This window comes from Micromonospora sp. NPDC005161 (assembly GCF_053599855.1).
Genome location: NZ_JBSFYQ010000026.1, coordinates 76,716 through 103,698, shown reverse-complemented (window position 1 = coordinate 103,698; position 26,983 = coordinate 76,716). Strand labels below are relative to the sequence as shown.

21 protein-coding genes are annotated in these 26,983 nt (G+C 70.7%); 7 read left to right on the top strand and 14 right to left on the bottom strand.

What is annotated here, in order from left to right; genetic code table 11:
• Positions 1-159: 159 nt before the first annotated feature.
• Complete coding sequence (locus tag ACWD5O_RS23725; protein WP_387325912.1) at positions 160-312, bottom strand: LbetaH domain-containing protein; 153 nt, start codon at positions 310-312, stop codon at positions 160-162.
• Entirely contained in the window at positions 261-581 is a 321-nt protein-coding gene (locus ACWD5O_RS23720) for a DapH/DapD/GlmU-related protein (RefSeq protein WP_354964323.1), read from the bottom strand. The genes ACWD5O_RS23725 and ACWD5O_RS23720 overlap by 52 nt, the downstream gene beginning before the upstream one ends.
• 277 nt (positions 582-858) lie before the next feature.
• On the opposite strand from ACWD5O_RS23720, the gene ACWD5O_RS23715 reads away from it, so the two are divergent.
• From ACWD5O_RS23715 to ACWD5O_RS23705, 3 genes are read left to right on the top strand one after another with little or no spacing between them, the layout of a single operon-like run.
• Complete coding sequence (locus ACWD5O_RS23715) at positions 859-1,998, top strand: Gfo/Idh/MocA family protein (protein ID WP_387325543.1); 1,140 nt, start codon at positions 859-861, stop codon at positions 1,996-1,998.
• Positions 1,995-2,960 (top strand): NAD-dependent epimerase/dehydratase family protein, encoded by a 966-nt coding sequence (locus ACWD5O_RS23710; RefSeq protein ID WP_450086584.1) that lies wholly within the window; start codon positions 1,995-1,997, stop codon positions 2,958-2,960. The genes ACWD5O_RS23715 and ACWD5O_RS23710 overlap by 4 nt, the downstream gene beginning before the upstream one ends.
• A complete protein-coding gene (locus ACWD5O_RS23705; RefSeq protein ID WP_244298828.1) occupies positions 2,957-4,096 on the top strand; it encodes a DegT/DnrJ/EryC1/StrS family aminotransferase in 1,140 nt (379 codons plus the stop codon). The genes ACWD5O_RS23710 and ACWD5O_RS23705 overlap by 4 nt, the downstream gene beginning before the upstream one ends.
• A gap of 75 nt (positions 4,097-4,171) precedes the next feature.
• Here ACWD5O_RS23705 and ACWD5O_RS23700 read toward each other — a convergent pair whose 3' ends face one another.
• Positions 4,172-5,887, bottom strand: coding sequence for a DUF4082 domain-containing protein (locus ACWD5O_RS23700; protein WP_450086583.1), 1,716 nt, complete (start codon positions 5,885-5,887; stop codon positions 4,172-4,174).
• 432 nt (positions 5,888-6,319) lie between these two features.
• Positions 6,320-8,110, bottom strand: coding sequence for a hypothetical protein (locus ACWD5O_RS23695; RefSeq protein ID WP_449938850.1), 1,791 nt, complete (start codon positions 8,108-8,110; stop codon positions 6,320-6,322).
• A 197-nt stretch (positions 8,111-8,307) separates the two neighbouring features.
• Here ACWD5O_RS23695 and ACWD5O_RS23690 point away from each other — a divergent pair, with 197 nt between their 5' ends.
• Positions 8,308-9,564, top strand: a complete 1,257-nt coding sequence (locus ACWD5O_RS23690; RefSeq protein ID WP_450086582.1) for an acyltransferase family protein — start codon at positions 8,308-8,310, stop codon at positions 9,562-9,564.
• Here ACWD5O_RS23690 and ACWD5O_RS23685 read toward each other — a convergent pair.
• From ACWD5O_RS23685 to ACWD5O_RS23675, 3 genes are read right to left on the bottom strand one after another with little or no spacing between them, the layout of a single operon-like run.
• The gene (locus tag ACWD5O_RS23685; protein ID WP_387325558.1) at positions 9,527-10,543 is read right to left on the bottom strand and encodes a TolB-like translocation protein; all 1,017 of its coding nucleotides are present in this window, start codon (positions 10,541-10,543) and stop codon (positions 9,527-9,529) included. The two genes, ACWD5O_RS23690 and ACWD5O_RS23685, sit on opposite strands and share 38 nt — an antisense overlap.
• Positions 10,540-11,820: an MFS transporter gene (locus tag ACWD5O_RS23680; protein WP_450086581.1), complete on the bottom strand. Its 1,281-nt coding sequence runs from the start codon at positions 11,818-11,820 to the stop codon at positions 10,540-10,542. The genes ACWD5O_RS23685 and ACWD5O_RS23680 overlap by 4 nt, the downstream gene beginning before the upstream one ends.
• Positions 11,821-11,832: 12 nt before the next feature.
• Positions 11,833-12,948 carry a DegT/DnrJ/EryC1/StrS family aminotransferase gene (locus ACWD5O_RS23675; protein WP_450086580.1) on the bottom strand — a complete coding sequence of 372 codons (1,116 nt, stop codon included), beginning with the start codon at positions 12,946-12,948 and terminating at the stop codon, positions 11,833-11,835.
• A 616-nt stretch (positions 12,949-13,564) separates the two neighbouring features.
• Between ACWD5O_RS23675 and ACWD5O_RS23670 the strand changes: the two genes are divergently transcribed.
• Genes ACWD5O_RS23670 through ACWD5O_RS23660 form a run of 3 tightly spaced genes read left to right on the top strand, consistent with a single transcriptional unit; the run spans position 13,565 to position 16,567 of the window.
• On the top strand, positions 13,565-14,407 hold the full coding sequence (locus tag ACWD5O_RS23670) for a thiamine pyrophosphate-dependent dehydrogenase E1 component subunit alpha (RefSeq protein WP_450086579.1): 843 nt from the start codon (positions 13,565-13,567) through the stop codon (positions 14,405-14,407).
• Positions 14,404-15,414: an alpha-ketoacid dehydrogenase subunit beta gene (locus ACWD5O_RS23665; protein ID WP_354964313.1), complete on the top strand. Its 1,011-nt coding sequence runs from the start codon at positions 14,404-14,406 to the stop codon at positions 15,412-15,414. Before ACWD5O_RS23670 ends, ACWD5O_RS23665 begins: the two co-directional genes overlap by 4 nt.
• A 25-nt stretch (positions 15,415-15,439) precedes the next feature.
• Complete coding sequence (locus ACWD5O_RS23660) at positions 15,440-16,567, top strand: biotin/lipoyl-containing protein (protein WP_450086578.1); 1,128 nt, start codon at positions 15,440-15,442, stop codon at positions 16,565-16,567.
• A 24-nt stretch (positions 16,568-16,591) separates the two neighbouring features.
• Here ACWD5O_RS23660 and ACWD5O_RS23655 read toward each other — a convergent pair whose 3' ends face one another.
• From ACWD5O_RS23655 to ACWD5O_RS23625, 7 genes are all read right to left on the bottom strand, one after another.
• Positions 16,592-17,638: a glycosyltransferase family 2 protein gene (locus ACWD5O_RS23655; protein WP_450086577.1), complete on the bottom strand. Its 1,047-nt coding sequence runs from the start codon at positions 17,636-17,638 to the stop codon at positions 16,592-16,594.
• A 74-nt stretch (positions 17,639-17,712) separates the two neighbouring features.
• Entirely contained in the window at positions 17,713-20,706 is a 2,994-nt protein-coding gene (locus ACWD5O_RS23650) for a N,N-dimethylformamidase beta subunit family domain-containing protein (protein WP_387325577.1), read from the bottom strand.
• A gap of 399 nt (positions 20,707-21,105) precedes the next feature.
• Positions 21,106-22,311 carry a hypothetical protein gene (locus ACWD5O_RS23645; RefSeq protein ID WP_387325580.1) on the bottom strand — a complete coding sequence of 402 codons (1,206 nt, stop codon included), beginning with the start codon at positions 22,309-22,311 and terminating at the stop codon, positions 21,106-21,108.
• Positions 22,312-22,336: 25 nt separating this feature from the next.
• Positions 22,337-23,140, bottom strand: coding sequence for a glycosyltransferase family 2 protein (locus tag ACWD5O_RS23640; protein WP_450086576.1), 804 nt, complete (start codon positions 23,138-23,140; stop codon positions 22,337-22,339).
• Positions 23,141-23,154: 14 nt separating this feature from the next.
• Complete coding sequence (locus ACWD5O_RS23635; RefSeq protein WP_354964307.1) at positions 23,155-24,630, bottom strand: oligosaccharide flippase family protein; 1,476 nt, start codon at positions 24,628-24,630, stop codon at positions 23,155-23,157.
• Positions 24,627-25,994, bottom strand: a complete 1,368-nt coding sequence (locus tag ACWD5O_RS23630; RefSeq protein ID WP_354964306.1) for an O-antigen ligase family protein — start codon at positions 25,992-25,994, stop codon at positions 24,627-24,629. The genes ACWD5O_RS23635 and ACWD5O_RS23630 overlap by 4 nt, the downstream gene beginning before the upstream one ends.
• Positions 25,969-26,943, bottom strand: a complete 975-nt coding sequence (locus ACWD5O_RS23625) for a YveK family protein (RefSeq protein WP_354964305.1) — start codon at positions 26,941-26,943, stop codon at positions 25,969-25,971. The genes ACWD5O_RS23630 and ACWD5O_RS23625 overlap by 26 nt, the downstream gene beginning before the upstream one ends.
• Positions 26,944-26,983: the final 40 nt, after the last annotated feature.

Below are 26,983 nucleotides of genomic sequence, written 5' to 3'. Positions count from 1 at the left end.
CGGATCTCCCGTTCCCAGGTGCCGAGCACCGAGGCGGGACAGACCACCAGGGTCGGGGCGGGGGGGGGGCGGGCGGGCGGGCGGGCGGGCGGGAACTCCGACCATGAGCGCGAAGTCGGGAACATCCCGGGTGACCACTGCGCCGGCCGCGATCAGGGCCTACAGGCCGATCGAGACCGGCGCCACGCAGACGGCCCGCGCTCCGATCGCCGCGCCCTCGCCGACCACCACGCCGACCGCTGTCCAGTCGTCGCCGCTCTTCAGCCGCCCCTCCGGGGTGACCGAGCGCGGGTACTCGTCGTTCGTGAGCACCGCGGCCGGCCCGATGAAGACCCGTCGGCCAGTTCCGCTGGCGCGTACACCAGGGCGTGGTTCTGCAGCTTGACGTTGTCGCCCAAGCGGACGCCCGGCCCGACGTACGCGCCGCGACCGATGACGCAGTTCCGGCCGACCGAGGCATGCTCGCGGACCTGAGCCAGGTGCCAGACGCGCGTGCCGGGACGGATGGTGGCACGTTCGTCCACATCGGCCGTCGCGGCGATCTGCGCACCGTCGTGCGATGCCCAGTGGGCGTCCGTCATCTCTCGTTCCCTCCGCGGTGCGGCGATCTTCTGTGGGGTGAAAACGGTAGACGTTCGGCAACAAGGGCAATGTCAGAAAGCCGACCCAGTGGCCGCAGAACGGGCCATTCGAAGTGCGCGGGCAGACCAAACGGACCGGATGACCCCGGCGGCACCGCCGGAATTCCCGGTCGGTGCTGGCGCTGGCGAGGACGACCTCGGTAGCTTGCCAAATGGACGTCGCCACCAACTCCCCCCTCAGCGGATTTTCCTGTCCTGACTAGCGAAACGGGTATCAGTGAACTCATCGCCCGCTGCCGTCGAACCAATCGGCGTTGCCGTCATCGGTGCCGGTTACTGGGGGCCGAATCTTGTGCGTAACTTCCAGACCTCTGACGCATTCCGGTTGCGCTGGCTCTGCGACCTCGATATGACCCGGGCCCGACGCGCGCTCGGTGACTACTCGACAGTCCAGGCGACCGACGACCTGGCCACGGTGCTGGCCGACGACGACGTACACGCGGTGGCCATCGCCACCCCGGCCGGCACCCACCTCGAGGTGGCGATGGCGGCGCTACGGGCCGGCAAGCACGTGCTCGTGGAGAAGCCGCTGGCGGCCGACGTCGAACAGGGGCGCGCGCTGGTGGCGGAGGCGGAGGGCCGGGGACTGTCGCTGATGTGCGACCACACCTACTGCTACACGCCCGCTGTACTGCGCATCCGCGAGCTGCTGCACGGCGGGGAACTGGGCGAGCTGCAGTACCTCGACTCGGTACGAATCAACCTCGGGCTGGTCCAGCGCGACATCGACGTGATGTGGGACCTGGCGCCGCACGACCTGTCGATTCTCGACTTCATCCTCCCGTCCGGGGTGGCGCCGGTCTCGGTGGCCGCGCACGGCGCGGACCGGATCGGGGCGGGGCGGGCCTGCGTCGCCTACCTGACGCTGCACCTCAACACCGGCGCGATCGCGCACATCCACGTCAATTGGCTCTCCCCGGTGAAGATCCGGACCGCGATCATCGGCGGGTCGAAGCGGACCTTGGTCTGGGACGACCTCAACCCGAGCCAGCGACTCTCGATCTTCGACCGCGGGGTCGACGTGGCGTCGGCGGAGGAGCTCGGCGACGAGCAGCGCCGGGACATGCTGGTCTCGTACCGCTCGGGCGACATGGTGGCGCCGGCCCTGACGGAGCGGGAGGCGCTGCGGACCATGGTCGAGGAGTTCGCCCGGTCGATCCGCACCGGCACGCCCGCCCTGACCGACGGCCGGTCCGGCCTGCGGGTGATGGCCATCCTGGAGGCCGCCTCGCGCAGCCTCGCCAGTGGCGGATCAGTGGTCAATCTCAACGAATGGACAGACGTGCACGGACAAATCGTCGAAACCGGTAGGGCAATTGCTCAGTCCGGCGCGGAGCGAAGCGGAGCAGCGGCATGAGCGCGGTGGAGACCGCCGGGACACGGGCCCTGGTCACCGGTGGAGCGGGCACGATCGGTTCCCACGTCGTCGACCAGCTGGTCGCCGGCGGCGCGGCCGAGGTCGTCGTCCTGGACAACTTCGTCCGCGGCTGCCGGGAGAACCTCGCCCGGGCCCTGCCGCACGCCGGTGTCCGCCTGGTCGAGGGAGACATCCGCGACGTCGGGCTGGTGCACGAGCTGACCCGCGGCAAGGACCTGGTCTTCCACCTCGCCGCCATCCGCATCACCCAGTGCGCCGAGGAGCCGCGGCTGGCCAACGAGGTGCTGGTCGACGGCACGTTCAACGTGCTGGAGGCGGCCGCCGCCGCCCGGGTCCGCAAGGTCATCCTGTCCTCGTCGGCCTCCGTGTACGGGCTCGCCGACGAGTTCCCGACCACCGAGCGGCACCACCCGTACCACAACGACACGTTCTACGGCGCCGCCAAGGCGTTCAACGAAGGCATGCTGCGCAGCTACCACAGCATGTACGGCCTGGACTACATCGCGCTGCGCTACTTCAACGTCTTCGGCCCCCGGATGGACATCCACGGCCTCTACACCGAGGTCCTGATCCGGTGGATGGAGCGGATCGAATCGGGTGTGCCCCCGCTGATCCTCGGTGACGGCCTGCAGACGATGGACTTCGTGCACGTCGCCGACATCGCCCGGGCCAACATCCTGGCCGCCCGGGCGGACGTCACCGACGAGGTGTTCAACATCGCCAGCGGCACCGAGACCAGCCTCAAGGAGCTGGCCCAGGCGCTCAGCGACGTGATGAAGTCCGACCTCGCACCCGAGCACGGTCCGGCCCGCGCGGTCAACGGCGTCACCCGCCGACTGGCCGACACCACCGCCGCCGCGGAGAAGCTGAGCTTCCGCGCCGAGATCGGCCTGCACGAGGGGCTTCAGGGGCTGGTCGACTGGTGGCGGGCCGAGAAGTGAGCAGCACCCGGATCCCGGTGATGATCCCCCGCCTCGGTGAGGAGGAGGCGCAGGCCGCCGCCGACGCCGTACGGTCGGGCTGGGTGGCCCAGGGGCCCCGGGTGGCTCGGTTCGAGCAGGAGTTCGCAGCCCTGGTGGGCGCCGGCCACGGCGTGGCCGTCAGCTCGTGCACGACCGCACTACATCTGGCGCTGGTGGTGCTGGAGATCGGCCCGGGCGACGAGGTGATCGTGCCATCGTTCTCGTTCATCGCCACCGCCAACGCGGTGCGCTACGTCGGCGCCACCCCGGTCTTCGCCGACGTCGACGTCCGCACCGGCAACCTGACGGTGGCGACGATCGACGCGGTGCGCACCGCCCGGACCCGGGCGGTGATCGCGGTGCACCAGGGCGGCGTGCCGTTCGACGTCGCCGCGCTGCGGAACGCCACCGGCCGCTGGGGGCTGCCGCTGATCGAGGACGCGGCCTGCGCCGCCGGGTCGACGGCGTACGGACGGCCGGTCGGCGCCGGCGCGACGATCTCGGCCTGGTCGTTCCATCCCCGCAAGTTGCTGACGACGGGCGAGGGTGGCATGGTCACCGTGGACGATCCGGAGTGGGCGGCCCGGCTGCGCCGGTTGCGGGAACACGGCATGAACGTCTCCGCGGCCGACCGCCACGCCAGCTCCCAGCCGGTCATCGAGGCCTACCTGGAGACCGCCTTCAACTACCGAATGACCGACATCCAGGCGGCGATCGGTCTCGTGCAGCTCGGCCGCCTCGCGGATCTGGTGGCTCACCGGCGCGCGCTGGCGGCCCGCTACCACGAGCTGCTGGCGGACCTCAAGGGTCTGGCCCCGGTCCGCGACCCCGAGTACGGCGAGACCAACTTCCAGTCGTTCTGGCTGCTGATCGACCCGGAGTACGGGACCGGCCGCGACGAGGTGCTCGCCGAGCTGGCCGCCGCCGGAGTGTCGGCCCGACGCGGCATCATGGCCGCCCACCTGGAGCCGGCCTACGCCGACGTGTCGCCCGCGCCGCTGCCGGTGACCGAGCGGCTGACCCGCGACTCGCTCATCCTGCCGCTGCACCACGCGCTGACCGAGGACGACCAGGACCACATCGTCGCCGTGCTCCGCAAGCTGGCCGCCCGCTAGGTCGGGCCGTCACGGGGCGACCGAACCCGGGGCAGGCGGGCGCGTACCACCACGCCCGCCCCGGGTGGTCACCACCTATGCGGGTCTGGGGACCAGCTGCGCCGTCGGGGCGCCGTCGATCGTGCCCACGACGTTGTTCGTCCAGTCGGCGAAGGTGACGTAGCATCCGGACCCGCACCGGCTCGTGTAGCCCCAGTGCGTCGGCCCGAATACGTTGTCGCGCAGTCGCAGCCCCTCACCGTCCTGGGCGTACAGCCCGAAGGCGCCGAGCGAGATGAAACTGTCGTGGACCTGGTAGTTGCGCAGCCGGGAGCCGCCCGAACTCTGGGTGAACAGCACGGCGGTGATGGCCTGCCAGTAGTTGGGGATCTCCGCGCCGGTGTAGGCGTTGACGCCCGGCTCGAGCCGGCTGTGGCTGATCTCCAGCGGACCGGTGCCGCCATAGGGGAAGACGCCCCCGGTGTGGGCCTGGGAGGGGTCGGCCAGGTGGGCGATGTAGTTGTCGTGGAGCCAGCTGTACTCGATGGTGGTATCCGCCCCGCAGAGGCACATGCCGCCGGTGTTCGCCACGTCGACGCGGCTGAGCTGGATCGTGCAGGTGGGGCAGTCGTTGATCGCGTGATCGGTCAACGGTGCACTCTTCATGCCCAGGCCCACCGGTTCGGGCCGGATGGTCGTGTTGCTGATGTTGAGGCGAAGGCTGCCCGAGGAATTCGCGTTGACCAGGATGGCCCGATTGGCGGAACCCGGTGGCGGCGCGATGATGGAGTTCGTGATGTTGACGGTGCCGTGACAGTTCGTGCCGATGTAGATGAAGGCATGGAAGTACTTGTGGTCGAGATTCACGGTGCCGTTGCACTCGTACAGGTCCCACTCCTTGCTCCCGGTGTCGTGCGGGAACACCTCCTGGTAGCCGGCCGGCACCGGCAGGCGGGCATCGGACTGGCGGTACCTGCCGACCCCGGGTGCGCCCACCGAGAAGCGCTGGGGGTACCTGCCGCCACCGGTGCTGTCGGGGTTGCCGGTGACGGTCGGAGTCGGTGCGGGCGGGGTGGAGCTGGGCGTCGGCGCCGCGGGTGGGGTGGAGCTGGGCGTCGGCGCCGCGGTCGGGGTGGGACTCGGCGAGGTGGGGCGGGGGGATGCCGTCGTGGGTCGAGGGGTAGGACTGGACGTGGCGGGAGCGCCGGGATTGAAGACGACGTCGACCCAGTAGTTGGTGGCCCGGTAGCCCCGGTTCGGGAATCCGCCCGCGCCGTACCGGTACACGCCGTTGGCGCCCTGCGACCCGTCGGCCGGCGCGCGCAACGGGCCCCGGCTGCGATCTGCGGCGAAGTAACGGTCGTCGGCCGAGTACTGCCCCACGTTGGTGTGGTACGACACCACGTACAGCGCATTGGCCTTGACGGCCACCGAGGCCGAGAAGGCGGCGTACTGCCATCCGGACGGGCTCTCGTTGGTGAACCGCACGGTGGCGAGCCTGGTGCCGTTGATCGCCCAGAGGCTGCCCGTGTGCACGCCGGTGTTCCTCCTCGACTTGTAGAACCGGACGCCGAGGACGCTGCCGTCCTGGGTCGCGGTGAATTTCACCCCCAGTTCCACGGCCTGTCTGTCCGGGTCGGTAACCGTGCCCGGTACTGCTGAGCTGCTCCACAGCGAGTACGTTCCGGAGGGTGCCGCCGCGGGCTCCGCGCCGCCCGGGCTGGTCGCGTAGCGACCAGCCAGCGCCGTCCCAGAGATCGCCACCGCGCCGGCAACGGCTAGCACGATGACCGCTCGCGAATTCCTGACCATGTGGTTCCCTTCTCCACAAGTGGTGTCACTCGACGCGGGGCGGGCGAACGCCGGTACGGAAGATGCGGTGTCGCGGACGTCGACGGCTGGTGCGTCCGACGCGATCCAGCCACAGCCCCAGGTGAGACTCCTCGCGTCGTCTGCCCTGGCCGGCGGCGGACGCGCGCGGGGGCCCGCCGCACGGTTCACGGGGGCGGCGAAGGCGTTGGGCTCAGCACCGCGTTCGCCGGGCGATCCGGGAGGATGCTCGCCTGACAACCCCTGCACGGGACACACCAACACAACGATCGAAATGCCGCTAAGTCACCGGTATCGACGTTGGACCATGGGTGACCTGCGCGGACGGCGTGAGCGAGGGGCTCCTCCCGGTGTCGGGAGGAGCGGGCTCCGCTGTCGGGTCACGGTGCGCCGCACGTCGGCGGGCAGGTGACCTCAGGTGACGGGCTGCGGCGCGGTGGCGACCACGAGGTTGGTCAGGAAGGCCACCGTGGCAGGGGCGCACTCCCGCCGCCCCGCCAGCAACTCGTCCAGCCATGCGTCCCGGACGATGCCGGTGGTCCGAAGCGGTGCGAGGACGTCCGGCTCGCTGCGCCAGTGCTCGACCACGAGCGCCGCTACCTCGGCCGCGCCCAGCTGCGCCCGGCCGGAATGGCGCAGCCGCTGCCGTACCTTGCCGGACAGCTTCCGCGCGGTGACCCGGGCCGCCGCCGCGCGGTCACGGATGCCGCGTTGCCCCAACCGGGCGGGAACCAGCCCGGAATCCAGCGGCACCGCGGCCAGTTCGGCATCGAGCCGGTGGATGAGCTGCCCGGTCAGCAGGCCGCTCCCCTTCTGGTCGGGCGACACGGAGTGCGCCAACTGGATGAAGCGGCGATCGAACATCGGGTTGATGAAGAAGCGGTTGACGGCCGCGACCGAGCCATGCGCTCCCGCCCATCGCTGCATGCGCTGGTAGAGATAGAAGTAGTCGGTGGCCTGCAGCCATTGCGGCGGAGCGCCGTCGAAGGATGCCGTGATCCGTTCGAGCGCGTCGGTGCGCGCGGCGGCCACGAAGCCCGGTTCGAGTGCGCGGGCGTCGACGGCCTCGTTCGCGTAGAGGCGCCAGTTCGCCAACTGGCCGATCAGGTGGGGCGAGGTGGTCGCGTCGCGGGGCTGGCCGAAGTAGTAGAACCCGCGGCAGGCTTCCCCGCCGAGGCCGGAGAGGCGATGCCCCTGCTCGAGGTGGCCCTCGGCGAGGAGCAACGGGGCCAGGGCCAGCGGGCTGGCCATGCAGTCCAGCGCCGCCGCCGCTTGTAGCGCCGCGGAGTGCGCCGCGGCCGGCGTGACCGGTGGCTGCTCGTCCAGCCAGTGGACATGCAGATCCAGCCCACCCAGCGCGCTCAGCCGCTGGGCCAGCGTGGCGTCCGAGCCGCCCCGCACATCCAGGGTGAGCGCGCGCAGCCCTCGGCGAGTCTCCGGGGACAGCGCCGCGAGCAGGACGCGGGTGTCCTGGCCACCGGTCAACTGGAGCACGGTGCTGGGATGGTCAGCGAGGTAGGCCCCGAGGAACTCCCGCAGCATCCCGGCCATCTCGTCGGCGACCTCGGGCAGGGACGGTGCCGGGCCGTCCAGGGCGAGCGACTGCTCCACGTAGCGGTGCGTCTCCACCCGGCCCGCGTCCAGCACCGCCAAGCATCCGGCGGGCACCTTCTCGACCTGCGCGAAGACCGTGCCGAGCCCCACCTGCCAGCCCACCAGGCCCTGCAGGCCGAGCGCGCCGTGGTCCAGCCCCGCCCCGGCCAGCGCGCCGAGCGCGAGCGCACTCGTCGACACCGCGGCCACACCATCGCCCTGCCACCAGAAGAGCTGCCGGAAGCCGAGCCAGTCCGTGGCCGCCACGATCGGCTCGCCGGGCCCGGAGCGGTGCGCCGCGGCGAACGGGGGCACCAGCGCGGCGAGCGCGGCGCCGTCCGCCTTCGTGCCCCGGCCCAACTGCTCGGCCAACTCGGCGGTGGCGACATCGGCGGTCCGGGTACGAGCCGCCCGGCCCAGGCGCAGTGTGAAGGCGTTGCCGCTGTCGTCGACCCGATCGCCCGGGTCCGCGCCCTGGAAGGCGAGCCAGCCGTCCTCGGTGGACAGTATCCGCGCGTCGGCACCGAGGCGGGTGAGAGCGTCGGCCCGGGACGCCTCCTCGGTCGCGGTCAGCCTGCCCGGGGCGTACGAGACGGCGAGGAACGACTTCATCTCGGCAGCACCGTGGGCGGCGTTGCGATCTCACCTTGGGCAGACATGGCGGCCAGCGTAATCTCCGTCAACACCCAAGGAAAGCAGTACCAATACGGCAAAGGCCATATGGGGTAACAGATTTCCGGCATGTCGGTGTCGACTTCCCGACCAAGGAAAACAGCTACCCTGCTCCCCCGCCGTGGTTGACTTTCGCCGTGGTGGCCGGAATCCGGGCGAGGCAGACCCTCGCCGCTGCCTGTGCGTCGGCGGACAACAGCTTCGGCTTTCTCCGGCTGATGTTCGCCTTCGCCGTGCTCGTGTCCCATTCACTGCCGCTCGGCTTCGGCGCGGACGACCCGGGCGCCGGCCTCACGAACGGCCAGACGGCGCTCGGCGAGATCGGAATCCTGGGCTTCTTCGTCATCTCCGGCTTTCTCATCACCCGCAGCGGCACCCGGGTTCCGGTGCTTCGATACCTCTGGCACCGTGGCCTCCGGATCCTTCCGGGCCTGTGGGTGTGCCTCGTGGTGACGGCCTTCGTCTTCGCCCCGATCGTGTCCCTGTGGGAGCGCGGCACGCTCCACGGCCTCTTCGCCGCCTCCGACGGACCGTTCCAGTACGTCGTCAGCAACGCCTTCATCGCGATCGGGCAGTACGGCATCTCCGGCCTGCTGCTGGACACCCCGTACGGGCAGCGCACCGGCACGTCGGTCTTCGACGGCTCGCTCTGGAGCCTCATCTACGAGGTGCTCTGCTACCTCCTGGTCGCCGGGTTGGCGGCCGTCGGTGTGCTGCGCCGGGCCCGGTGGCTCGTGACGATCCTCGCGCTGGCCGGGGCCGGCGTCCTGCTGCACGACCTGCTCCGGGCACCGGAGATCCCGGGGCCGCAGGGCGTGCACGGCCCGGTCTTCGGGGTCAGCGGGCTGGACAGCTACTCCCTCGTCTACCTGACCTACATCTTCCTCCTGGGCGCCGTGTGCCAGCTCTACCGGGAGCGGCTCGTCCTGCACGACGGCCTCGCCGTCGCCGCCGCCGCGGTCGTGCTCGCCACCACTCAGTTCGGCGCGTTCGCGGTGCTGGGCTACCCCGCCTTCGCCTACCTCGTCCTGTGGCTGGCGGTCCGCCTGCCGCGCTGGACCCGCCGGGTCGGCCGCCGGCACGACTACTCCTACGGCTGCTACATCTACGCCTTCCCGGTCCAGCAACTCCTGGCCCTGGTGGGCGTGCCGCGGCTCGGCCTGGTTCCCTACGTCGCGATCTGCACCGTCGCCACGGTCGCGCTCGCCGTTGGATCCTGGCACCTGGTGGAGCGGCCGGCGATGGCGCTGAAGGCCTGGTCGCCACGCCGTCGTGACACCACGACGGAGGTCCCCCAACGAGCGCCGGAGCCGGCGACCGGGAAGGTCCCCGCCGCGGTCGGGGCGGAGGAGGCGACTACCGCACGACCGCCGGCGACCAGGCATCGCGGATGAACAACTCGGCAATCCCACCGCCGTCCGCGCGCACGACCCAGAGGTCGCTCGTCGACGGTCCCTCCCCGCTGCGCGGCAGGCCGTAGATCACCCGGCGGTCGTCGAGCCACTCGATCTGGTCGTCCACGCTGCGCTGCTCGGACAGGATGGTCGACCTGGCGGTGGCGAGGTCGTACACCGCGATCCGCCAGTGCCCCGGCGCCTGGCCGGCCCGCGTCTTGACCGCGATCCGGGTGCCGTCCGGCGAGAGCGAGGGGCACTCCGCGTCCTTTCGAAGCGCGACGAGTCGCTGTTCGCGAAGGCTGCCCCGGACCAGCCAGGTCCGGCCGCCCGACGCCGCCGTCGCGTAGAAGGTGTCCCCGTCGGCGAACGTGACCCCCCAGAGATTGCGGTCCGCGGTCGTCACCCTCCTGCCGTCGACGATCAGCTGGAAGTGCTCGATGTTGGTGGAATGCCCGTCGGCAACCCTGGTCACGAGAGTCTCGGTGGAGAACTGGCCGGGGGTGGAGTAGCTGTGCCCCGCGACGAAGGTGGTCGTCGCCACGAGCGACCCGTCACGCGACAGCCGGGTGCGGCTCGGCACGCCGGAGAGCGGCAGCTCGCGGATGACCCTCCAGTCGGGACCGAGAACCTGGGCGCGGTACGTGGTGACCAGGCCGGGCCTGGCGTACAGGCACACCGCCTCGCCGCGCCGGGCGTAGACGCGGTCGCAGGCGGCCGGGGTGAACGTTCGGGGCCCGGCCGGGTCGCTGAGCGGGACCACCGCCACCCGGCCGTAGTCGTTACCGGCCGCGGTGCTGCGGAAAGCGACATGGGCGTCGGCGGTCACCGCCGTGAGGTCCGGACCGGTGGGCATCTGCGGCGCCGTCGCCACGACCTGGCTCTGCTCCCGACGGACGGAGTAGATGTAGCCGACCGTGCCGAGCAGGGTGACCAGGACGATGACGGCCAGGGTCCAGAGGCGTACCCGCCCGCTCATCGCTGATCCTCCGCCGCCGCGTCGACGCCGGGCACCGCCACGGGATCGAGGCGGTCCTGCCCCGACAGCAGCAAAGCGGCCATCACCACTCCCGTCATCAACAGGCCGGCCAACAGACAGAGTGCCGCCTGGCGGCCCAACAGCTGCCACAGACTGCCGAAGGCGAGCGCGCCGGCGAACCGTGCGATCACGACGACGGTCTGGGCGGCGGCGATACCGCTCCCCCGCGCTTCGCTGGCCACTCTGCGGCTGACCAGCGCGGCGAGCACGCCGTCGGTCGCGGCGTAGAACGTACCCAGCAGAACCAGGGCCGTAGCCGTCACCCCCAGGCCGCCCAGCGGCGCGGCGGCGACCAGGTACGCGACGAGCAGCGCCAGGTGGCCCCCGACGAAGACGCGCGAGCGCCCGACCCGGTCGGCGAGGCGGCCCAGCGGGATCGCCAAGGCGAGATAGGCGACGTTCGTGCCGACGAACAGCAGCGGGAAATAGCTCGCCGCGAACTGGTCGCGATCCTGCAGGGACAGGTAGACGAACCCGTCGCCGATCGTGAACAGGCCCAGCACGCCGGCGGCGATCAGCGGACGCCGGAGCCGGGGACCGGTCAGTTCCCGGAGCACCCGCCGTACCGGCAGGGCCGCCGTCGGTCGGCGGCGCCGGTCCGGCACGAAGAGGACCATGACGGCGACGCCCAGCACGGCGAACGCGAACGACGCGACGAATACCGCCGAGTAGCCCCCTGGCAGGAACCACAGCAGCGAGAACGCCACCAATGGGCCGGCGGCCGCTCCGATGGTGTCCAGGGTCCGGTGGACGCCGAACGAGCGGCCCAGCGTGCGCGGATCCGACGCATCCGCGATGAGCGCGTCCCGTGGCGCCGTACGCAGCCCCTTGCCCAGCCGATCCGCGGTCACCACCGCGGTGACCGCGCCGAGCCCGTGCGCGGGCAGCATGGCCAGCCGGCTCGCCGCCGAGAGGACGTAGCCGGCGGTGGCGACCCACTTCGGCCGGTCGGACCGGTCGCCGACATACCCGCCGAGGATTCTGACCAGCGCGCTGGCGCCCTGGTAGAGCCCGTCGACCAGGCCGTACGCCAGCACACCGAGCCCGAGCTCGGCGGTGAGATAGACCGGCAGCACCGCAGCGACCATCTCCGACGAGACGTCGGTGAGCAGGCTGACGACGCCGAGCAGCACCACGGTGGCGCCGACCCGGGGCAGCCTGCTGCCGCGCTCGCCGGCCGGATCCGCGCCTGGGCGGTCCCGGACCGATACGTACATGGCGGGGTCGCGTCAGGCCACTGACCGCAGCGCGGCCGCGAGCGCGCGCGCGACGGTTGCCTGCTGGTCGGCGGTGATCTGCGGGAACAGCGGCAGGGACAGGATCTCGGTGGCCGCCCGCTCGGCATGCGGGAAGCTGCCCGGACCGTACGGCAGGTCCGCGAACGCCGGCGTCAGGTGGACCGGACAGGGGTAGTGGATGCCCGCGCCCACGCCGCCCTCGTTCAGCCGCCGCAGGACCTCGTCGCGGCGCCCGGCGCCCCCGGGGATCCGCACCACGTAGAGGTGCCACACGTGCTCGTTCCCGGCGAAAACGACGGGACGCGTCACGTCAAGGGACGCGAGCAGTTCGTCGTAGCGAGCAGCCGCGGCCCGGCGGGCGTCGTTCCACGCGGCCAGGCGGGTCAGCTTGGCCCGCAGCACCACCGCCTGCAGCGCGTCGAGCCGGCTGTTGACCCCGATCAACTCGTGGACGTACTTCGCCAGGCCGCCGTGACTGCCCAGGGTGCGTACCACCGTGGCCAGGCCGGCGTCGTCCGTCAGCACCGCCCCGGCATCACCGTACGCCCCCAGATTCTTGCCCGGGTAGAAGCTGGTGGCCGCGACGCCGCCGGTGCCGGCTCCGGCGCCGGTGCGGGTGGCACCCTGGCACTGCGCGGCGTCCTCCACGATCGCGACGCCGCGGCCGGCGAGTCCGGCGCGGAGCCGCTCGACCGGGGCGAGCTGCCCGTAGAGGTGGACGGGGACCACCGCCCGGGTGGCCGGGCCGACGGCGGCCAGGGCGGCGTCGACGTCGACGAGGTAGGTCGCCGGGTCGATGTCGACGAGCACGACGCGAGCCCCGATCCGGGCCACGGCCTCGGCGGTCGCGACGAACGTGTTCGCCGGCAGCACCACCTCGTCCCCGGCCCGCACGCCGGTCGCCCGCAGGGCCAGCTCGACTGCGTCCGTGCCGTTGGCAACCCCGACGCAATGCTGGACGCCCGAGAACGTAGCGAACTCCCGCTCGAAGGCCGCGACCTCCTCGCCGCCGACGAACGCCGTGTTCTCGATGACGCGCTTGAAGCCGGTGCTGACCTCCTCGGCCACTTCGACGTGGGCGGCCCGCAGGTCGACGAGTGGAATCATCTGGCGCTACTCCATCTGCCGCGATCGCGGCGGGCAGGGGTCGATCAGCGACCGGGCGGACCCGACGGTGACCGGACGGCCCGGAGCCTCGGTCGGCAACCGGTCGGTGCGGGTGACGATCGGTGCGGCTGGCGTTCGTACCGGCCGACCCGGCAGGCAAGCTACCAAGCGATGCGGGCGGCGGAAGGACCGTGACGGGTATCCGGCAGAACGGTTCTCGTCACGCCCCAGGCCATACCGACTGGGCTAGTGTGCCAGCGACGGCGGCGCGGCGAAGCCGCCGCACGGCCACGGGCAGTTGTCCATTCAGTCGGATTCCCGAGATCCCCGTCGACACGGGATGGATAAAGGTTTCTCCCGTCGAATGGACGAAGCCCGGTAACGTGGCTGCGGCAGGCCCGGGTCATTGTGCCCCATGGCACGGAGCGTGCCGTGCGGAAAAGGAAGGCGGACAGTGTCGACGGCAACCACATGGCGCGGCGTGAATCTCGCCGAACCTGATCTCCGGCCGGCGGCTGGTGCTGATGGCATCGCCTCTCCGTACGTTCCTGGTCCTGTCGACGAACGGCTCAGCGGATTACCCGGCGAATCCGACGAGCGTCGGCTCTACCGGCGCATGCGCTTTATCCGCCGCTTCGAGGAAACCCTGCTCTCGCTCTTTGAAGAGGGCGTCCTAAATGGCACGACACACGCGTGCATCGGTCAGGAGGCCGACGCGGTGGCGGTGATGGAGCACCTGGTCGAGGAGGACCACGTGTTCAGCAACCACCGGTGCCACGGTCACTACCTCGCCCGCACCGGCGACGCGCTCGGGCTGCTCGCCGAGATCATGGGCAAGGAGGCCGGGATGTGTCGGGGCATCGGCGGTAGCCAGCACATCTGCGCGCCCGGCTTCAAGTCCAACGGCGTCCAGGGCGGCATCGTCCCGGCCGCCGCCGGGATCGCCCTCGCCGGCCAGCTCGACGGCAGCCGCCGGGTGAGCGTCGTGTTCATCGGCGACGGCACCCTGGGCGAGGGGTTGCTCTACGAGACGTTGAACATCGCCGCGCTCTGGCGGCTGCCGCTCCTCGTGGTCTGCGAGGACAATCAGTGGGCGCAGAGCACGCCGATCGAGGCCAACCTGGCGGGCAGCATGCCGGGCCGGTTCGAGGCCTTCGGCATCCCGGTACGCGAGATCGACAGCACCGACGTGCTGGAGTTGCGCGCGGCCGCCGGGGCGGAGGTCGACGCGGTCCGCGGCGGAGCCGGTCCCCGGGTCCTGCTGATCCACACCTACCGGCTGTGCCACCACTCCAAGAGCGACGACGAACGTCCCGCCGAGGAGATCGCCGCCCGGTGGGCCGTCGAGCCGTTGCTGGTCCACGGTCGACGGCTGCGCGACGACGAACGGCGGATCGTCGACGGCGAGGTGGAGACCGCGCTGGCCCAGGTGGTCGCGACCGCGAGGGCGCTGCGGTGATCTTCGCCAAGGAGTTGAACGAGACGTTGCGCGCCTGCCTCACCGCCGACCCCCGGGTGCTCGTGCTCGGTGAGGACATCGCCGACCCGTACGGCGGAGCGTTCAAGGTGACCCGCGGGCTCTCCACCGCCTTCCCGGACCGGGTCCGCACGACGCCGATCAGCGAGGGGGCAATCGCCGGGATCTCCGCCGGGCTGGCCCTGGCCGGCTACCGGCCCATCGCCGAGATCATGTTCGGGGACTTCCTCACCCTCGTCTTCGATCAGGTGGTCAACCACATCGCCAAGTACCAGGCGATGTACGCCGGCCAGGCGACCTGCCCGGTCATCATGCGCGCCCCCTCCGGCGGCCACCGGGGATACGGTCCGACGCACAGCCAGAGCCTGGAAAAGCACTTCCTCGGCGTGCCGCATCTGCGGGTGGTCGCCGCGTCGCTGCTGCACGATCCCCGGACGGTCTTCGACGAGTTCCTCAGCCAGGACAGCCCGGTCCTCTACGTGGAGCACAAGCTGCTCTACCCGCAGCACCTGACCGTGCCCGAGGACGGTCGGTGGGGCGACCTGCTGGCGACGCGGGACGCCAGCCCCGGCATGCTGCCGACCGTGTGCCTCTCCGCGGTGCCCCGCGAGGAGTGCGCGGTGACCGTGCTGGCCTACGGATACCAGGCCATGCTCGCCGCGAAGGTGGTCGAACGGCTCGCCGTCGAGGAAGAGATCTTCGTCGAGCTGCTGGTGCCCGCTCAGCTCGCACCGATGGACTGGGCGCCGGTCGAGCGCTCCGTCGGCGTCACCGGACGGCTGGTCACCGTGGAGGAGGGCAGCCGCCGTTGGTCGTGGGGCACCGAGGCGGCCGCGACGATCTCCCGCCGGCTGTTCCGGGAGCTGCGTTCCCCCGTCGACGTCGTGGCCAGCGAGCCCACCGTCATCCCGTCGGCCAAGGCCAAGGAGAGCCGGGTCCTGGTTGGCGAGGGCCGGATCGAGGCGGCGCTGCGCGCCGCGGCCGGCTGAGTCCAGGACCCGTTGAGGAGAGAGTGTGAAGCCGGTAATCGTTCCGACCAGCGACGTCAACAGTGAGCACGGCGTGCTCGTGGCCTGGTTCGTCGACGACGGGGCCAAGGTGGAGGCGGACACCCTGCTCGCCGAGATCGAGACCAGCAAGGCGGTGCTCGAGGTCGTCGCCCCCGAGGCCGGCATCGTCCTGCAGATGGCCGAGCGACTGCAGGAGGTCCCCCTCGCCGAGCCGATCGCCATGCTCTTCGAGACGTCGGCCGACCTCGCCGAGTACGTGCGGGAGCGGGAGACCCGGGCGGCGGCCGCGGCGGCGGCTCCGGCACCCGTCCGGGCGAGCGTCAAGGCCGTGCGGCGGGCTGCGGAACTCGGCGTCGACCTGGCCACCCTCCAGCTCGGACGGCTGATCACCGTCAAGGACGTGGAGGGGGCCGCCCGGGAGACCCGTGTCGGGCCCGACGACCTCCCGGCGCCGCTAGGGGCCGAGCCCGGGGTGCAGCGCATCCTGCTCATCGGCGGGGCGCTGGGTGCCACCCAGGTCCTCGACATCCTGGCCGGATCCGCGACGCAGCGGGCCGTAGCCATCGTGGACGACGACCGGCAGCGGTGGGGCGCAGACGTGCACGGCGTGCCGATCGTCGGCGGAACGGACCGGCTCGCCGCGCTCTTCGCCGAGGGCGCCTACGACGCCGCGATCATCGCCATCGGCACGTCGGTGGAAACCCGACGTCGCTTCCGGGAGGTCTGCGCGGAGGCCGGGATCCCCCTGGCGAACGCCATCGATCCCACCGCCAAGATCGCCACCGACGTGGTCCTCGGCCAGGGGAACATCATCTGCGCCTTCGCGCACCTCGGCACCGGGGTGCGGATGGGCGACAACAACTTCCTCTCCGCCTACAACTCGTTCGACCATCACAGCCGGATCGGCTCCGACAACGCGACCGGCCCGTCCTGTGTCTCGTCGGGGAAGGTGACGGTCGGCGACCGGGTACGCCTCGGGATCGGCATCTTCATCGAGCCGGACGTCGTCCTGGGTGACGGGGTGGTGGTCGCGTCCGGCGCGGTCATCGTCCGATCGGTGCCGGCCGAGCATGCCGTCAAGACGAAGGTCGTCACGACGACGGTGGTGCCGCAGCGACGGCCCGGGCGGTAGCACCGCCCGGGCCGGGTTGGTCCGTCAGATGCCGCGCCGCTTCCACGACTGCCACCAGAGCCACTCCCGGCCCTTGGCGGCGACCGCGGTGAGCACCAGCGGCTGAAGGTACGGCATGACGGCCGGCCCGATCCGCTTCCGCAGGCGCAGGCCGCGGTACTCCGGCAGCGCGCGGTACTCCGGCCAGCAATCCGCGGCGAACGCGATCAGCTCGCCCTCCGGCACGCTCGCGGTGCGCCCCCGGTCGTAGGCCCGCACCGCGCGCCGCAGGGCGTGGCGGGCAAGGCGCCGGCGCACCATCGCGTCGAGCCGGTGGGCGTCGGGCAGCAGATCGCCGCAGCGCCGCATCACCGCGTCGTACGCGGTCCTACGCTGGCGCAGGTCGTCCAGTTGGCCGGCGTAGTCCGTCTGCGACATGTTCGCGCCGTGCAGGCGGTAGTACGCCTGGTCCGCCCCGCGCACATAGCCGACGTCGGCGTGCGCGGCCAGCCGCATCCACATCTCGATGTCGCCGGCGTGCGGCAGTTCGGGATCGTAGCCGCCCACCTTGCGCTGCAGATCCGTACGCACCACGACTTCGGGCGAGGTGATGCAGCCGGTGGCCTCGCGAAACCGTCGCTCCAGCCACCAGTGCCCCGGCCAGACGGTGTGGCCCAGGTCCCGGGTGCGGGCCGGCGGCGGCGGACCGGGGTGGGTGAAATGCAACGGGTGCCCGTAGACGAAGCCGACGTTCGGGTTGGCGTCCAGCACGCCTGCCGCCCGAGTCAGGGCGCCCGGCGTCAGGAGGTCGTCGGCGGAGAGCAGCACGGCGTAGTCGCCGTCGGCCCACTCCAGCAAGCCCTCGTTGTAGGTGGCGATGTGGCCACGGTTGGTCTCGTGGACCCGGACCTCGACCCGTGGGTCCGCCGCCGCGATGGCACGCGCCTTCTTCGCCGAGTCGTCCGGCGAGGCGTCATCGATGATGAGCACGCGTACGTCGACGTCAGGCTGGTTTTCGAGCACACTGCTCACGCATGCCTGGAGATAGTCCCCGTACCGGTAGCACGGAATGACCACACTGACCGTACTCACTGACACCCTTCCGTTGGCCCGTCCGCGCCCGGTGCCGCGGGCCCGCACCGGTACCGGTGCGGGCCTGCGGCCGTTCACGGAGTCGTCGTGAAAACCACATCAACCCAGTAGTTCGCCGCATTCCAGCTGGAGGTCGGGAAGGCGACACCGGAACCGGCTCGGAAGAGGCCGTTCCCGCCGTTCGGTGAGTCGGCGATCGCCGTCAGCGGGTAGGACACCGTCGGTTGGGTGAACTGGTTACCCGTGTAGGCGTAGCGACCCACATCCGTGTGGTACGAGACCACGTACGGTGTGTTGGCCGTGATGGCGACCGGCTGGTTGAACAGCAGCGTCTGCCAGCCGGTGCTGCTCTCGTTCGTGAAGGTCCCGGTGGCGAGCTGCGCGCCGGTGTTCGACCAGAGGGTGCCGGTGTGCGTGCCGGTGTTGGCACTGCCCTTGTAGAACCGCACGCCCGTCACGTAGCCGTCGAGTGCCGAGGTGATCCGCATGCCCAGCTCCAGGGAGTTCACCTCGGAGGCGTTGGGGATCGCCGGTACCACGGAGTCGTTCCAGACCGAGCAGGGGCAGCTGACCGACGTGCCGGTGGTGAAGGTCCAGGTGTACGGCGCCGCCATTGTGTTGCCCCAGGCGTCGGTCGCCCGCACCGAGGCGGTGTAGGTGGTCGACGGGGTCAGGGCGTGCTGCGGCTGGACGGTCAGCTTGCGCGTGGTGTTGTCGTAGCGGAAGCCCGCCGGGACGGAACCGCCACTCGAGGTGAGCGAGTACTCGATGCTCTGCGGGTCAACGTCGTGGCTGAAGGTCGCGGTCGGCGTGGCATTGAGCCCGACATCGGACGCGCCCGCCGCCGGGGTCTTCGCGGTGATCGTCGGTGGCGCGGTCTCGGCCCCCACCGTGTCGACGAGGACGTCGACCCAGTAGTTCGTGTTGTTCCAGCTCAGGTTCGGGAAGCCCCCGCCCGAGCCGTACCGGTAGACGCCGTTCGCGCCGTCCACCCCCGACTGCAGCAACCGGACGGCCGTCAACCCCGCGCCCTGGTTGGCGAAGTAGTTGCTGGTGTACGAGTAGTGCCCAGTGGGCGTGTAGTACGACGCCACGTAGGTGGTGTTGGCGGCCACCGGCACGGGGTTGGCGAAGGTCAGGGTCTGCCAACCGCTCGCGGTTTCGCCGGTGAACGTCCCGGAGGCGAGCAGCTGGCCCGAGGCGGTCCAGAGCTTGCCGAGGTGGGTGCCGGTGTTGGTGCTGGCCTTGTAGAACTTGACGCCGGTCACCAGGCTCGGCGCGCCGACCCGGAACTTCACCCCGAGCTCGTTCGGCGAGGTGTCGAAGGAGTCGACTCCGGTCGGCACGGCGGTGGCCGGGAACGCCGTGCAGGGGCACTGCTGCGGTCCGACGGTCACGCTCCGGGTGGTGACCGCCCCGATGTTCAAGCTGTCGTCGGAGGCCCGCACCATGATCTGTGCGGTGCCCTGGGTGCTCGGCGTCCACGTGTAGGACCAGGTTCCCTGCCCGGTGGCCGCCGCCCAGGTGTTGCCGCCGTCCGTGGAGACCTCCACGCGGCCCAGTTGGCCGCCGCCGACCTCCGTCGCGGTCCCGGTGACGGTCACCGGCGTGAGGACCGCCAGGGTGCTACCGGCCGCCGGCGCGGTGATGGTCACCGCCGGTCCGGTGGCGTCGGTGGACCTGACGGCGGCGAAGAGGTTGGCCTGCCGGGTCAGCGGCTGGGCGTCCATGTCGGCGAGGAGGTTGACGGTCGCCTGCTGCATGCGCTGGTCCTCGGTGGAGGGCAGCATCGTGTGAAGGCTGCTCAACCCCCACGACCACTGCACCGTGCCCGCGCCAAAGACCAACGCGCCGGAGGACTGGTCGCGATAGGCCACCAGGCTGTGCGTGGCCGTGCCGTTCCCGTAGTCGTTCCCCTCGTCTAGCAGCAAGGTGCCGTCGGTGATGGCCAGCGTCGTCGACGAGAACGCCACCGCGCCCGGCGGGCGGACCGAATTCTCGACGTCGGAGTCCCACTCGTAGCCGAGCGTGCCGACGGGGAACGTGGCCACCTGCCCGGGCGCCAGGTTGTTGATGGACGGGATGTTCCGCCAGAGGCGAAGGTTCCGGTACGCGGCCGGGACGGTGATCGCGTCGTTGCGGTAGCCGTTGACGGTGAAAATGGTTCCGGTCAGCTGGTTGGGCGGGGTGGCGCCGCCGGAGCCGGCGCCCACCGAGTCGACCCAGGTGCCGGTCCACTGCCCGCTCGGGTCCGCGATCCCGTTCGGCGGGTTCTGCCGCATCTTGGTCATCTTGTAGCAGACGAGGGTGCGGTTGTCCCCGCCGCCGCTGGCAACCGACGGCTCCAGCCGGGTGCGCCAGAAGATTTCGTTGCCGCTGAAGAAGGCCAGGTTGACGCCGGCCTCGCGGGCGGCGACCACATTGTTCCACTGGGCCTGGTTCCAGTACTCGTCATGCCCGGAGGACATGAAGACCCGGTGGTCGAGCAGGCTCGCCGGCTTGGTGCTCACGTCGATGCTCGAGGCGTAACTGACGTCGTACCCGTTGCGCTCGAGCCAGTAGATCATCGGGTACTCGGCCGAGAGGACGCCGTTGTCCCCGGCGATCCGCATGGGACGGTTGTAGCTCACCTTGTAGGCCCGGCCGTCGTACGCCGGCCCGCCCCCGCCGTAGAGGTCCTGACCGCCCCAGTCGTTGTACGCCTGCCAGGTCTGGTCCGAGGTCTGCACCAGGATGTCGGAGTGGTTCGCCGGATCCACGACAACGAACGGCACGTGCGCGAAGCCCGCGCCGTTGGGCTGGTCGAGCGTCGCGAGATAGACCCCGGAGACGGCGTTCGACGGCACCGTCCAGGTCACGTTGGTGGTCCAGTTGCCGCAGTCCACCAGTCCGGTGCCCGCGTCGTGCAGGCACGCCGGCTGGGTCCGGGCGGGGAAACTGCTCGTCGGTGAGGTCGGCATCCTCCGCGCACCGTCACCGCCGTAGTAGCCGAGCCGGTAGATGTCGACCTCGAAGGTGGTCGGGGACTGCACCTTCAACTGGAGCGTCTCGCCCGGCTGCACACTCATCCGGGTGCCGAATCCCTCGATATCGCCCCAGGCACTTTCGCCGTACCAGTCGTCAAGCGGTGTGCCCAGTTTCGAGTTCTCACAGACAACAGGGTTGGAGCCGGTGCCACAAGGATCGGACACGGCTGAACTCGCTGACGCGGGAATCAGCACCAAGGCTGCTCCCGTGGCGGCCGCTACCGCGGCCCGAAACACCCGAGACCTCATTACAGATCGCCTGCTTCTCAAAGGAGGGCCGCCGGACGCTACTGAGCGTACGTAAGCGCCGGGGAGATACCAGATCTGCAGGTGTCGCGCCGCGACACCATTCGGTCAGTATCGCGCCGAGTCTCGGCGGATGATCGTTCCCGACGCGCAGCCACTCGGCTCGCCACGCGCAGCCGACCGGACGGAATCCGGTCAGGACGGTCGGGGCACCGCCTTACCGGTGGGCGTACCGTCAATCGAACCCACGACATTGTTGAACCACTCCGCATACGTGACCGAGCAGTCCGCACCGCATTGGCTGGTGTGCCCCCAATGGGTGGGGCCGAAGACATTGTCGCGCAGCCGCAGGCCGATCCCGTCCTGGGCGTACAGGCCGAATGCGCCGAGCGAGATGAAGCTGTCCCGCACCAGGTAATCCCGCAAAGTGGAGGTGCCCTCACTCTGCGTGAACAACACTGCGGTAATCGCCTTCCAGTAGCCCGGCACCTCCTTTCCGGTGAAGGCGTCGACCCCCGGTTCCAGGCGGCTGTTGCTGATGGTCACCGGTCCACTGCCGCCGTACGGGAAGACGCCCCCGGTGTGCGCCTGGGACGGGTCGGCGAGGTGGGCGATGTAGTTGTCGTGGAGCCAGCTCCGCTCGATGGTGACGTTGGCTCCGCACAGGCACATGCCGCCGGTGTTCGCCACGTCCACCCCGCTGATCCGGATCGTGCAGGTGGCACAGTCGTTGATCGCGTGATCGGTCAGCGCGGCGTTCTGCTGCCCGCCGGCGACCGGCTCCGGCCGGATGGTCGTGTTCCTGATGTTCAGCGTGAGGCGGCCGGCAGAGTTGGCGTTGACCAGGATGGCCCGGTTGGCCGAGCCCGGCGGCGGGGCAATTATCGAGTTCGTGATGTTGACCGTGCCGTGGCAGTCGGTGCCGATGTAGATGAAGGCACGGAAGTAGATCCGGTCCAGGTTGACCGTGCCCTTGCAGTCGTACAGGTCCCATTCCTTGCTGGCCCCGTCGTGCGGTTCGTACACCCGGTAGCCGCGTGGCACGGGCAGCTGGGCGTCCGACTGCCGGTAACGCCCGACGCCCGGTGCGCCGACTGAGAAGCGAGCGGGATAGCGGCCACCACCGGTGGGGTCGGCTGCCCGCGCCGTGGCGGAGGCAGGTGCGGATCCCGCCGCGGTGGGGGTCGGCGCGGGAGTGGCCGGCGTGGTGCGGGTCGGCGCGGACGTGGCCCCGGCAGCGGTGGCCGCCTGGCACCGCGCCGGGATCGCGCAGCCGGTCGGCTCGGCCACGCCGCGTTCCAGTGCCACCACCGTGACGGCGGCCCCGACCAGGAGCGCGCCGGCCGCCGCCAGGACCGGCCAACGCCTGCCGGTGCTACGCCTCTTCCCGGGCATCGACACCCGACCTCCCTCCGGCACGCCCGACCTAGGTCCGTTCCCAGGCCGTCCAGTAGCTGTTCGGGTTGATCACGTAGTCGACCGTCGGCTCGGAGATGTGCTCCACCCGGTGGCGCCGGCTGAACCGGTAGATCAGCTCCCAGTCCTCCTTCGGCGCCACGGTGGAACTGCGGCGCAGCCGGCTGAACACCAGGTCCGACGACCGTCTCGCCACGAAGGGGTTGGAATCCAAAAAGCACTTCTCCCAGGCGAGCTTGCGGTCGAACGCCACGGAGAGGATGTCGCGCTGGAGCCCGTCCGGCGTCACCCGGCGCATCGCGGTGTAGACCCCGTCCGGCCGTGGGCGCGACGGGTCGTCGTCCTGCAGCCGAGCGAGCGCGGTCTGCAGGTGATGCGGATGCCAGGCGTTGTCGTCGTCGAGGAACGCCACGAACCGGGAATCCGCCAGGCCCATCCCGATGTTGCGGCTGATCCCCAGCACGTTGATGTTGCGGCGCAGGCTGACCACGTGCAGGCGGGGGTCGGCCGGCAGTTCGGGGATCTGGCCGCCGCCGTCGTCGACCACGATGACGACGTGGTCGGTCACGGTCTGGGCCAGCACCGACTCCACCGCCCGCCGCAATCCATCCGGCCGTTTGTAGGTCAACACGATCGTCGCCACCAGGGCCCGGGGCTTGACGCCGCCGGGCAGCGTGGCCAGCAACCGGGCGATCTCGGACCGTTCGAACCGGTAGAGCCCGACCGCGGTGTGCCCGAGCAGCACCTTGTTGCGCAACTCCTCGAGAGGCAGCCAGCCAAAGGTGGCGCGCAGGCGCCGCTTCACCCAACTCATCTATGAGTCTCCACTCAGCTCCGTGTGACCGTCGCCAACGGCTTTTCACCGTGAGGCTCCGCCTCGCGGCCGGGTTGCGACCGGTCCGCCCGGCCGCTTCGCAGCAGCGGCCGGACGAAGGGCAGATAGACCGCCACTGCGGCCAGCCCGATGATTGCCAGCGGGAGGAAGCCGCCGCCGAGGACGAGGTGCATCCCCCAGGCCAGGGCGCCCACCGCCACCCCGCCGAGCGCCGGCCGGACGCAGGCGCGCAGCATCAGCGCGGGCCGGATGCCCAACCGGGACAGCACCACGACGAAAACCGGCGTGACGAGCAGACCGGCCACCACCACCTGCCCGGCGGCCACGCCCGCGATGCCGAGCCGGTGGGCGAACAACAGGAGCACCGGAGTCAGGCTGAACAGCCACCAGGCCTGCATCAGCATCAGGGTCTTGCGCACCCGGGTGGCCAGGCAGTCGTACGCCAGGTCGACGGCGACCCGGATCAGGCCCAGCCCCACCAGGAACTGCAGCGCCACCGCCGCCCCGGCCCACTGGTCGCCGTACACCAGGCGGACGACCGGGTCGGCGAGCACCCCCAGCAGCACGCAGCAGGGCACGGCGGCGGCCAGCACCATGGCCAGCGCCCGCTGGAAGCCGGCGGCGAACGCCTCCGGCGAATCCGCGAGGCGGGAGAAACCGGCGTACGACACCCGGCGGACGGTGTCCGACACGATCCGGACCGGCCAGCTCGACATGTTGAAGGCCATCGCGTACAGGCCGAGCGCGGCCGGACCGAGCACCGAGCCGACGACGACGGAGTCGACGTTGACGATGCCGAGGGTGAGCAGACTCGCCGACGCCAGGGGAAGCCCGAACCGCAGCAACCGGACGGCCTGCGTCCGGTCCCAGCCGAATCGCAGCATGTCGGGGGCACAGAGCGCGAACCCGACCAGCGCCACCATGTTGCCCGCGAGCGAGCCCCACGCGAAGGCTATCGCCCCCATCCCGGCGGCGGCCAGGGCGATCGTGACGGCGGTGTTCACGAGGAAGTTGGCGACGTCGACAACGGTGCGCCGGAACTGCTGGAACTCCCGGTTCAGCTTGCCGATCGGCACACAGGCGATGCCGTCGATGACCACGGTGAGGCAGAGCAGCCGCAGCATCGCCGTCGCCTCTGGCGACCCCAGCAGGCGCGCCACCGTCGGCGCCGTGACGAAGAGCACGAGATAGAAGGCGCTGCTGGAGATAGTCGACAACGTCAGGACGGTCGGCGCGAACCGCTTGATGTCGCCGTTCCAGCGCACGAGGGCCAGGCTGACGCCCATCTCGTTCAGGGAGAGCAGCATCGCCAGGACCAGCGACCCGACGGCGTACAGCCCCCACTCGTACGGCCCGAAGAACAGCCGCGCCAGCACGACGCCGGTCGCGAACGTGCCCCCTCGACGTACGATGGTGTTGATCATGCTCCATCGGGTCGCCGCGGCGACCTTCTGGTTCAGGTCCGTCACAGAGCCGGGTCTCCCCTCTTGAACTCCTCGGAGCGGGCGATGCCGAGGTACGCGCCCGAAAGACCGAGAAACAGGAACGACGTCCCGGCCACCATCGGGAAGCTAAGCGTGTCGAAGGTAAAGGTCACCACCAGCATCACGAATCCGACAGCTACGAAGGCCTGGCCGGTCTCCCGGCGGGCCGGATCGGTGAACCGCCGCCGGCCGGCGCCGCCGCAGTGCAGCGTGGTGACGTAGACGAGAACGATGCTCACCACGCCGACGACGCCCATCTCCAACAGGGCAAGCAAATACTGGTTGTCGGTGTAGCGGTACATCAGCGGCAGGAAGGTGCCGAAACCCCGGCCCGTCCAGAGTCGCTCGACGATGTAGGCGTTGACGCCCGCGCTCGTCGCGGTGCGGGACTGGGTGCTGTTGTCGCCGCCGTTCAACATCGCGGTGAAGAGGCCCATGATCGTCACGAAGAGGCCCGGCAGCGCCAGCCTCGCCACGGCCAGCGACGGCAGCACGGTGGCGAACGTCCACCCGATCCGCCGCGCGTTCCAGGTCGGCAGGAGCACGAGCAGCACCACGCCCAGACCCACCACGGAGGTCCGGGAGACGGTGGTGATGGCGCCCATCGCGATCAGCACGACCGGCAACCAGCGGCGCATCGCCTTGCGCTCACCCCCGTGGAATGCCTGCTGGAGGGCGAACGGCAGCGCCAGGGCCATGACGGCGGCGAGTTCGAGGGTGTTCGCGGCGGTCGCGGTGGGCCGGACGAAGGCACCCCTGGTGACCAGTTCCTGGGCGCCGCTCGACATCCCCGGGATCTGGATCCAGGCGGTCAGGCTCGTCCCCAGCACGAACTCGCCCAGGGCGACGACCGCGATGACGGTGCAGCACCGCACGAAGACCCGCAACAGCCGGTCGAGGTGGTCGTAGTTCCGGATCGACGTGGCGAGGAGCACGATGGACGTCCACACCAGGAGCTGGATCAGCCCCCGATCGGCGGCGCTCACCTCCAGCGGCTCCGCGTCCCGTCGGGCGGCGGCGACGTAGCTGAGCAGCACGGCCACCGCGACGCCGAAGAGAGCGAGCCGGGGCGCCCGGGTGAACGGCGCCGGCCGAGCCCGCCGCATCAGCCAACTGGCCAGAAACCACACCAGGCCGACGAGGACGAACAGGCTCGCCACCGTCCCGGTTGCCCCGATGCCAGGGAAGACCAACCGGGACGGCACGAGCATCAGGAAAACGACGTAGAGGGTCAGCAGCGAATGGGGTCCGAGGCTGGCGAGGCGCTGCTGGGAGAGGTAGACCCGGCTGGCTCGCCGCGGCGCCGGGACCGCGGCGGAAAAACTAGGTTCCGTTAAGCCGGTCGACATTCTGGCCTCTGTGGTGGGACCTCTCCGAGGACCGGTACGTGGTGGACGGCGGCCCCGACGGCGAGGCTTTCCACGCCCCGCTCTCCGGCCGCGGAGCCGGCCCCGTCCCGGGCCGCCTGAGGATCACCGTCTCGTCGGCTCCGCCGCGATTGCCGCGACCCTCGACGCCGTTCGTGGCCACCGCGGGCTTTCCCTGGGCGGCACGGTCGTCCCGCTCGGGGTTCGGCGGCCGCTGCGGGGGCCGGGCCGGGGCCGGTCGGCCGGGCACGTTGGCGGAGCCGCCGGCAGCGACCGGGGCGGGCGCGGCGGCGGCGGCCAGCTCCTGGCGTCGCTGGCGGGACCGCGCCAGGCTCTCCACCACGAACGTCAGCAGCAGGGCGAGCGCGGCGGTGCCGCCACCGGCCGCGATCACCAACTTGAGCTTGTCCTTGAGCTGCGGTTCGGGCTTCTGTGGCGGGATGATCTCGGTCATCCGGATCATGTCCCGCTCCTTGACGTCGTTCTCCGACTGGATCTTCGCCAGCTTGGCCTCGGCGTACCGCGCGATCGTCGCGGTCGAGGCGAGCAGGTGGGCCTGGTCCGTGCCGGTGATGGTGAAGGTCAGGAAGGGTCCCTGCGCGCCCTCGGCCAGCCCGACCTCGAAGTCCTCGGTCACCCCCATCTTGAGCAGCTCCGCCTGGGCATCGGTGGATTGGAGGCTGCGACCGAGGAAGTCGGCGGTGGCGACCAGGGAACCGTTGAAGTTGAGGAACGGGTTGTCGTTGTGCTCGCCCGGCGTGGCTGCATCGGTCGCGACCGGCGAGCTGAGCAGGCTGACGGTGGTGGTCGACTGGTACGAGGTCGGCACCAGCACGAAGGCGGCAATGCCGAGCCCGACCGCCAGGACCATCATCGGCAGGAGGATGTACCAGCGGGCGCGAGCCACCGAGAGGATCTCGCCTAGGTCCACGACGCCCCTCCAACTTCTCTAGGACGTCAGTCGTCGGTAA

Coding starts and splice junctions, on each gene's coding strand:
- ACWD5O_RS23720 (WP_354964323.1), bottom strand. CDS start 581: ATGACGGACGCCCACTGGGCATCGCACGACGGTGCGCAGATCGCCGCG.
- ACWD5O_RS23710 (WP_450086584.1), top strand. CDS start 1,995: ATGAGCGCGGTGGAGACCGCCGGGACACGGGCCCTGGTCACCGGTGGA.
- ACWD5O_RS23700 (WP_450086583.1), bottom strand. CDS start 5,887: ATGGTCAGGAATTCGCGAGCGGTCATCGTGCTAGCCGTTGCCGGCGCG.
- ACWD5O_RS23695 (WP_449938850.1), bottom strand. CDS start 8,110: ATGAAGTCGTTCCTCGCCGTCTCGTACGCCCCGGGCAGGCTGACCGCG.
- ACWD5O_RS23685 (WP_387325558.1), bottom strand. CDS start 10,543: ATGAGCGGGCGGGTACGCCTCTGGACCCTGGCCGTCATCGTCCTGGTC.
- ACWD5O_RS23680 (WP_450086581.1), bottom strand. CDS start 11,820: ATGTACGTATCGGTCCGGGACCGCCCAGGCGCGGATCCGGCCGGCGAG.
- ACWD5O_RS23675 (WP_450086580.1), bottom strand. CDS start 12,948: ATGATTCCACTCGTCGACCTGCGGGCCGCCCACGTCGAAGTGGCCGAG.
- ACWD5O_RS23670 (WP_450086579.1), top strand. CDS start 13,565: ATGCGCTTTATCCGCCGCTTCGAGGAAACCCTGCTCTCGCTCTTTGAA.
- ACWD5O_RS23650 (WP_387325577.1), bottom strand. CDS start 20,706: ATGAGTGTGCAGCCGGGCGAGACGCTCCAGTTGAAGGTGCAGTCCCCG.
- ACWD5O_RS23640 (WP_450086576.1), bottom strand. CDS start 23,140: ATGAGTTGGGTGAAGCGGCGCCTGCGCGCCACCTTTGGCTGGCTGCCT.
- ACWD5O_RS23630 (WP_354964306.1), bottom strand. CDS start 25,994: ATGTCGACCGGCTTAACGGAACCTAGTTTTTCCGCCGCGGTCCCGGCG.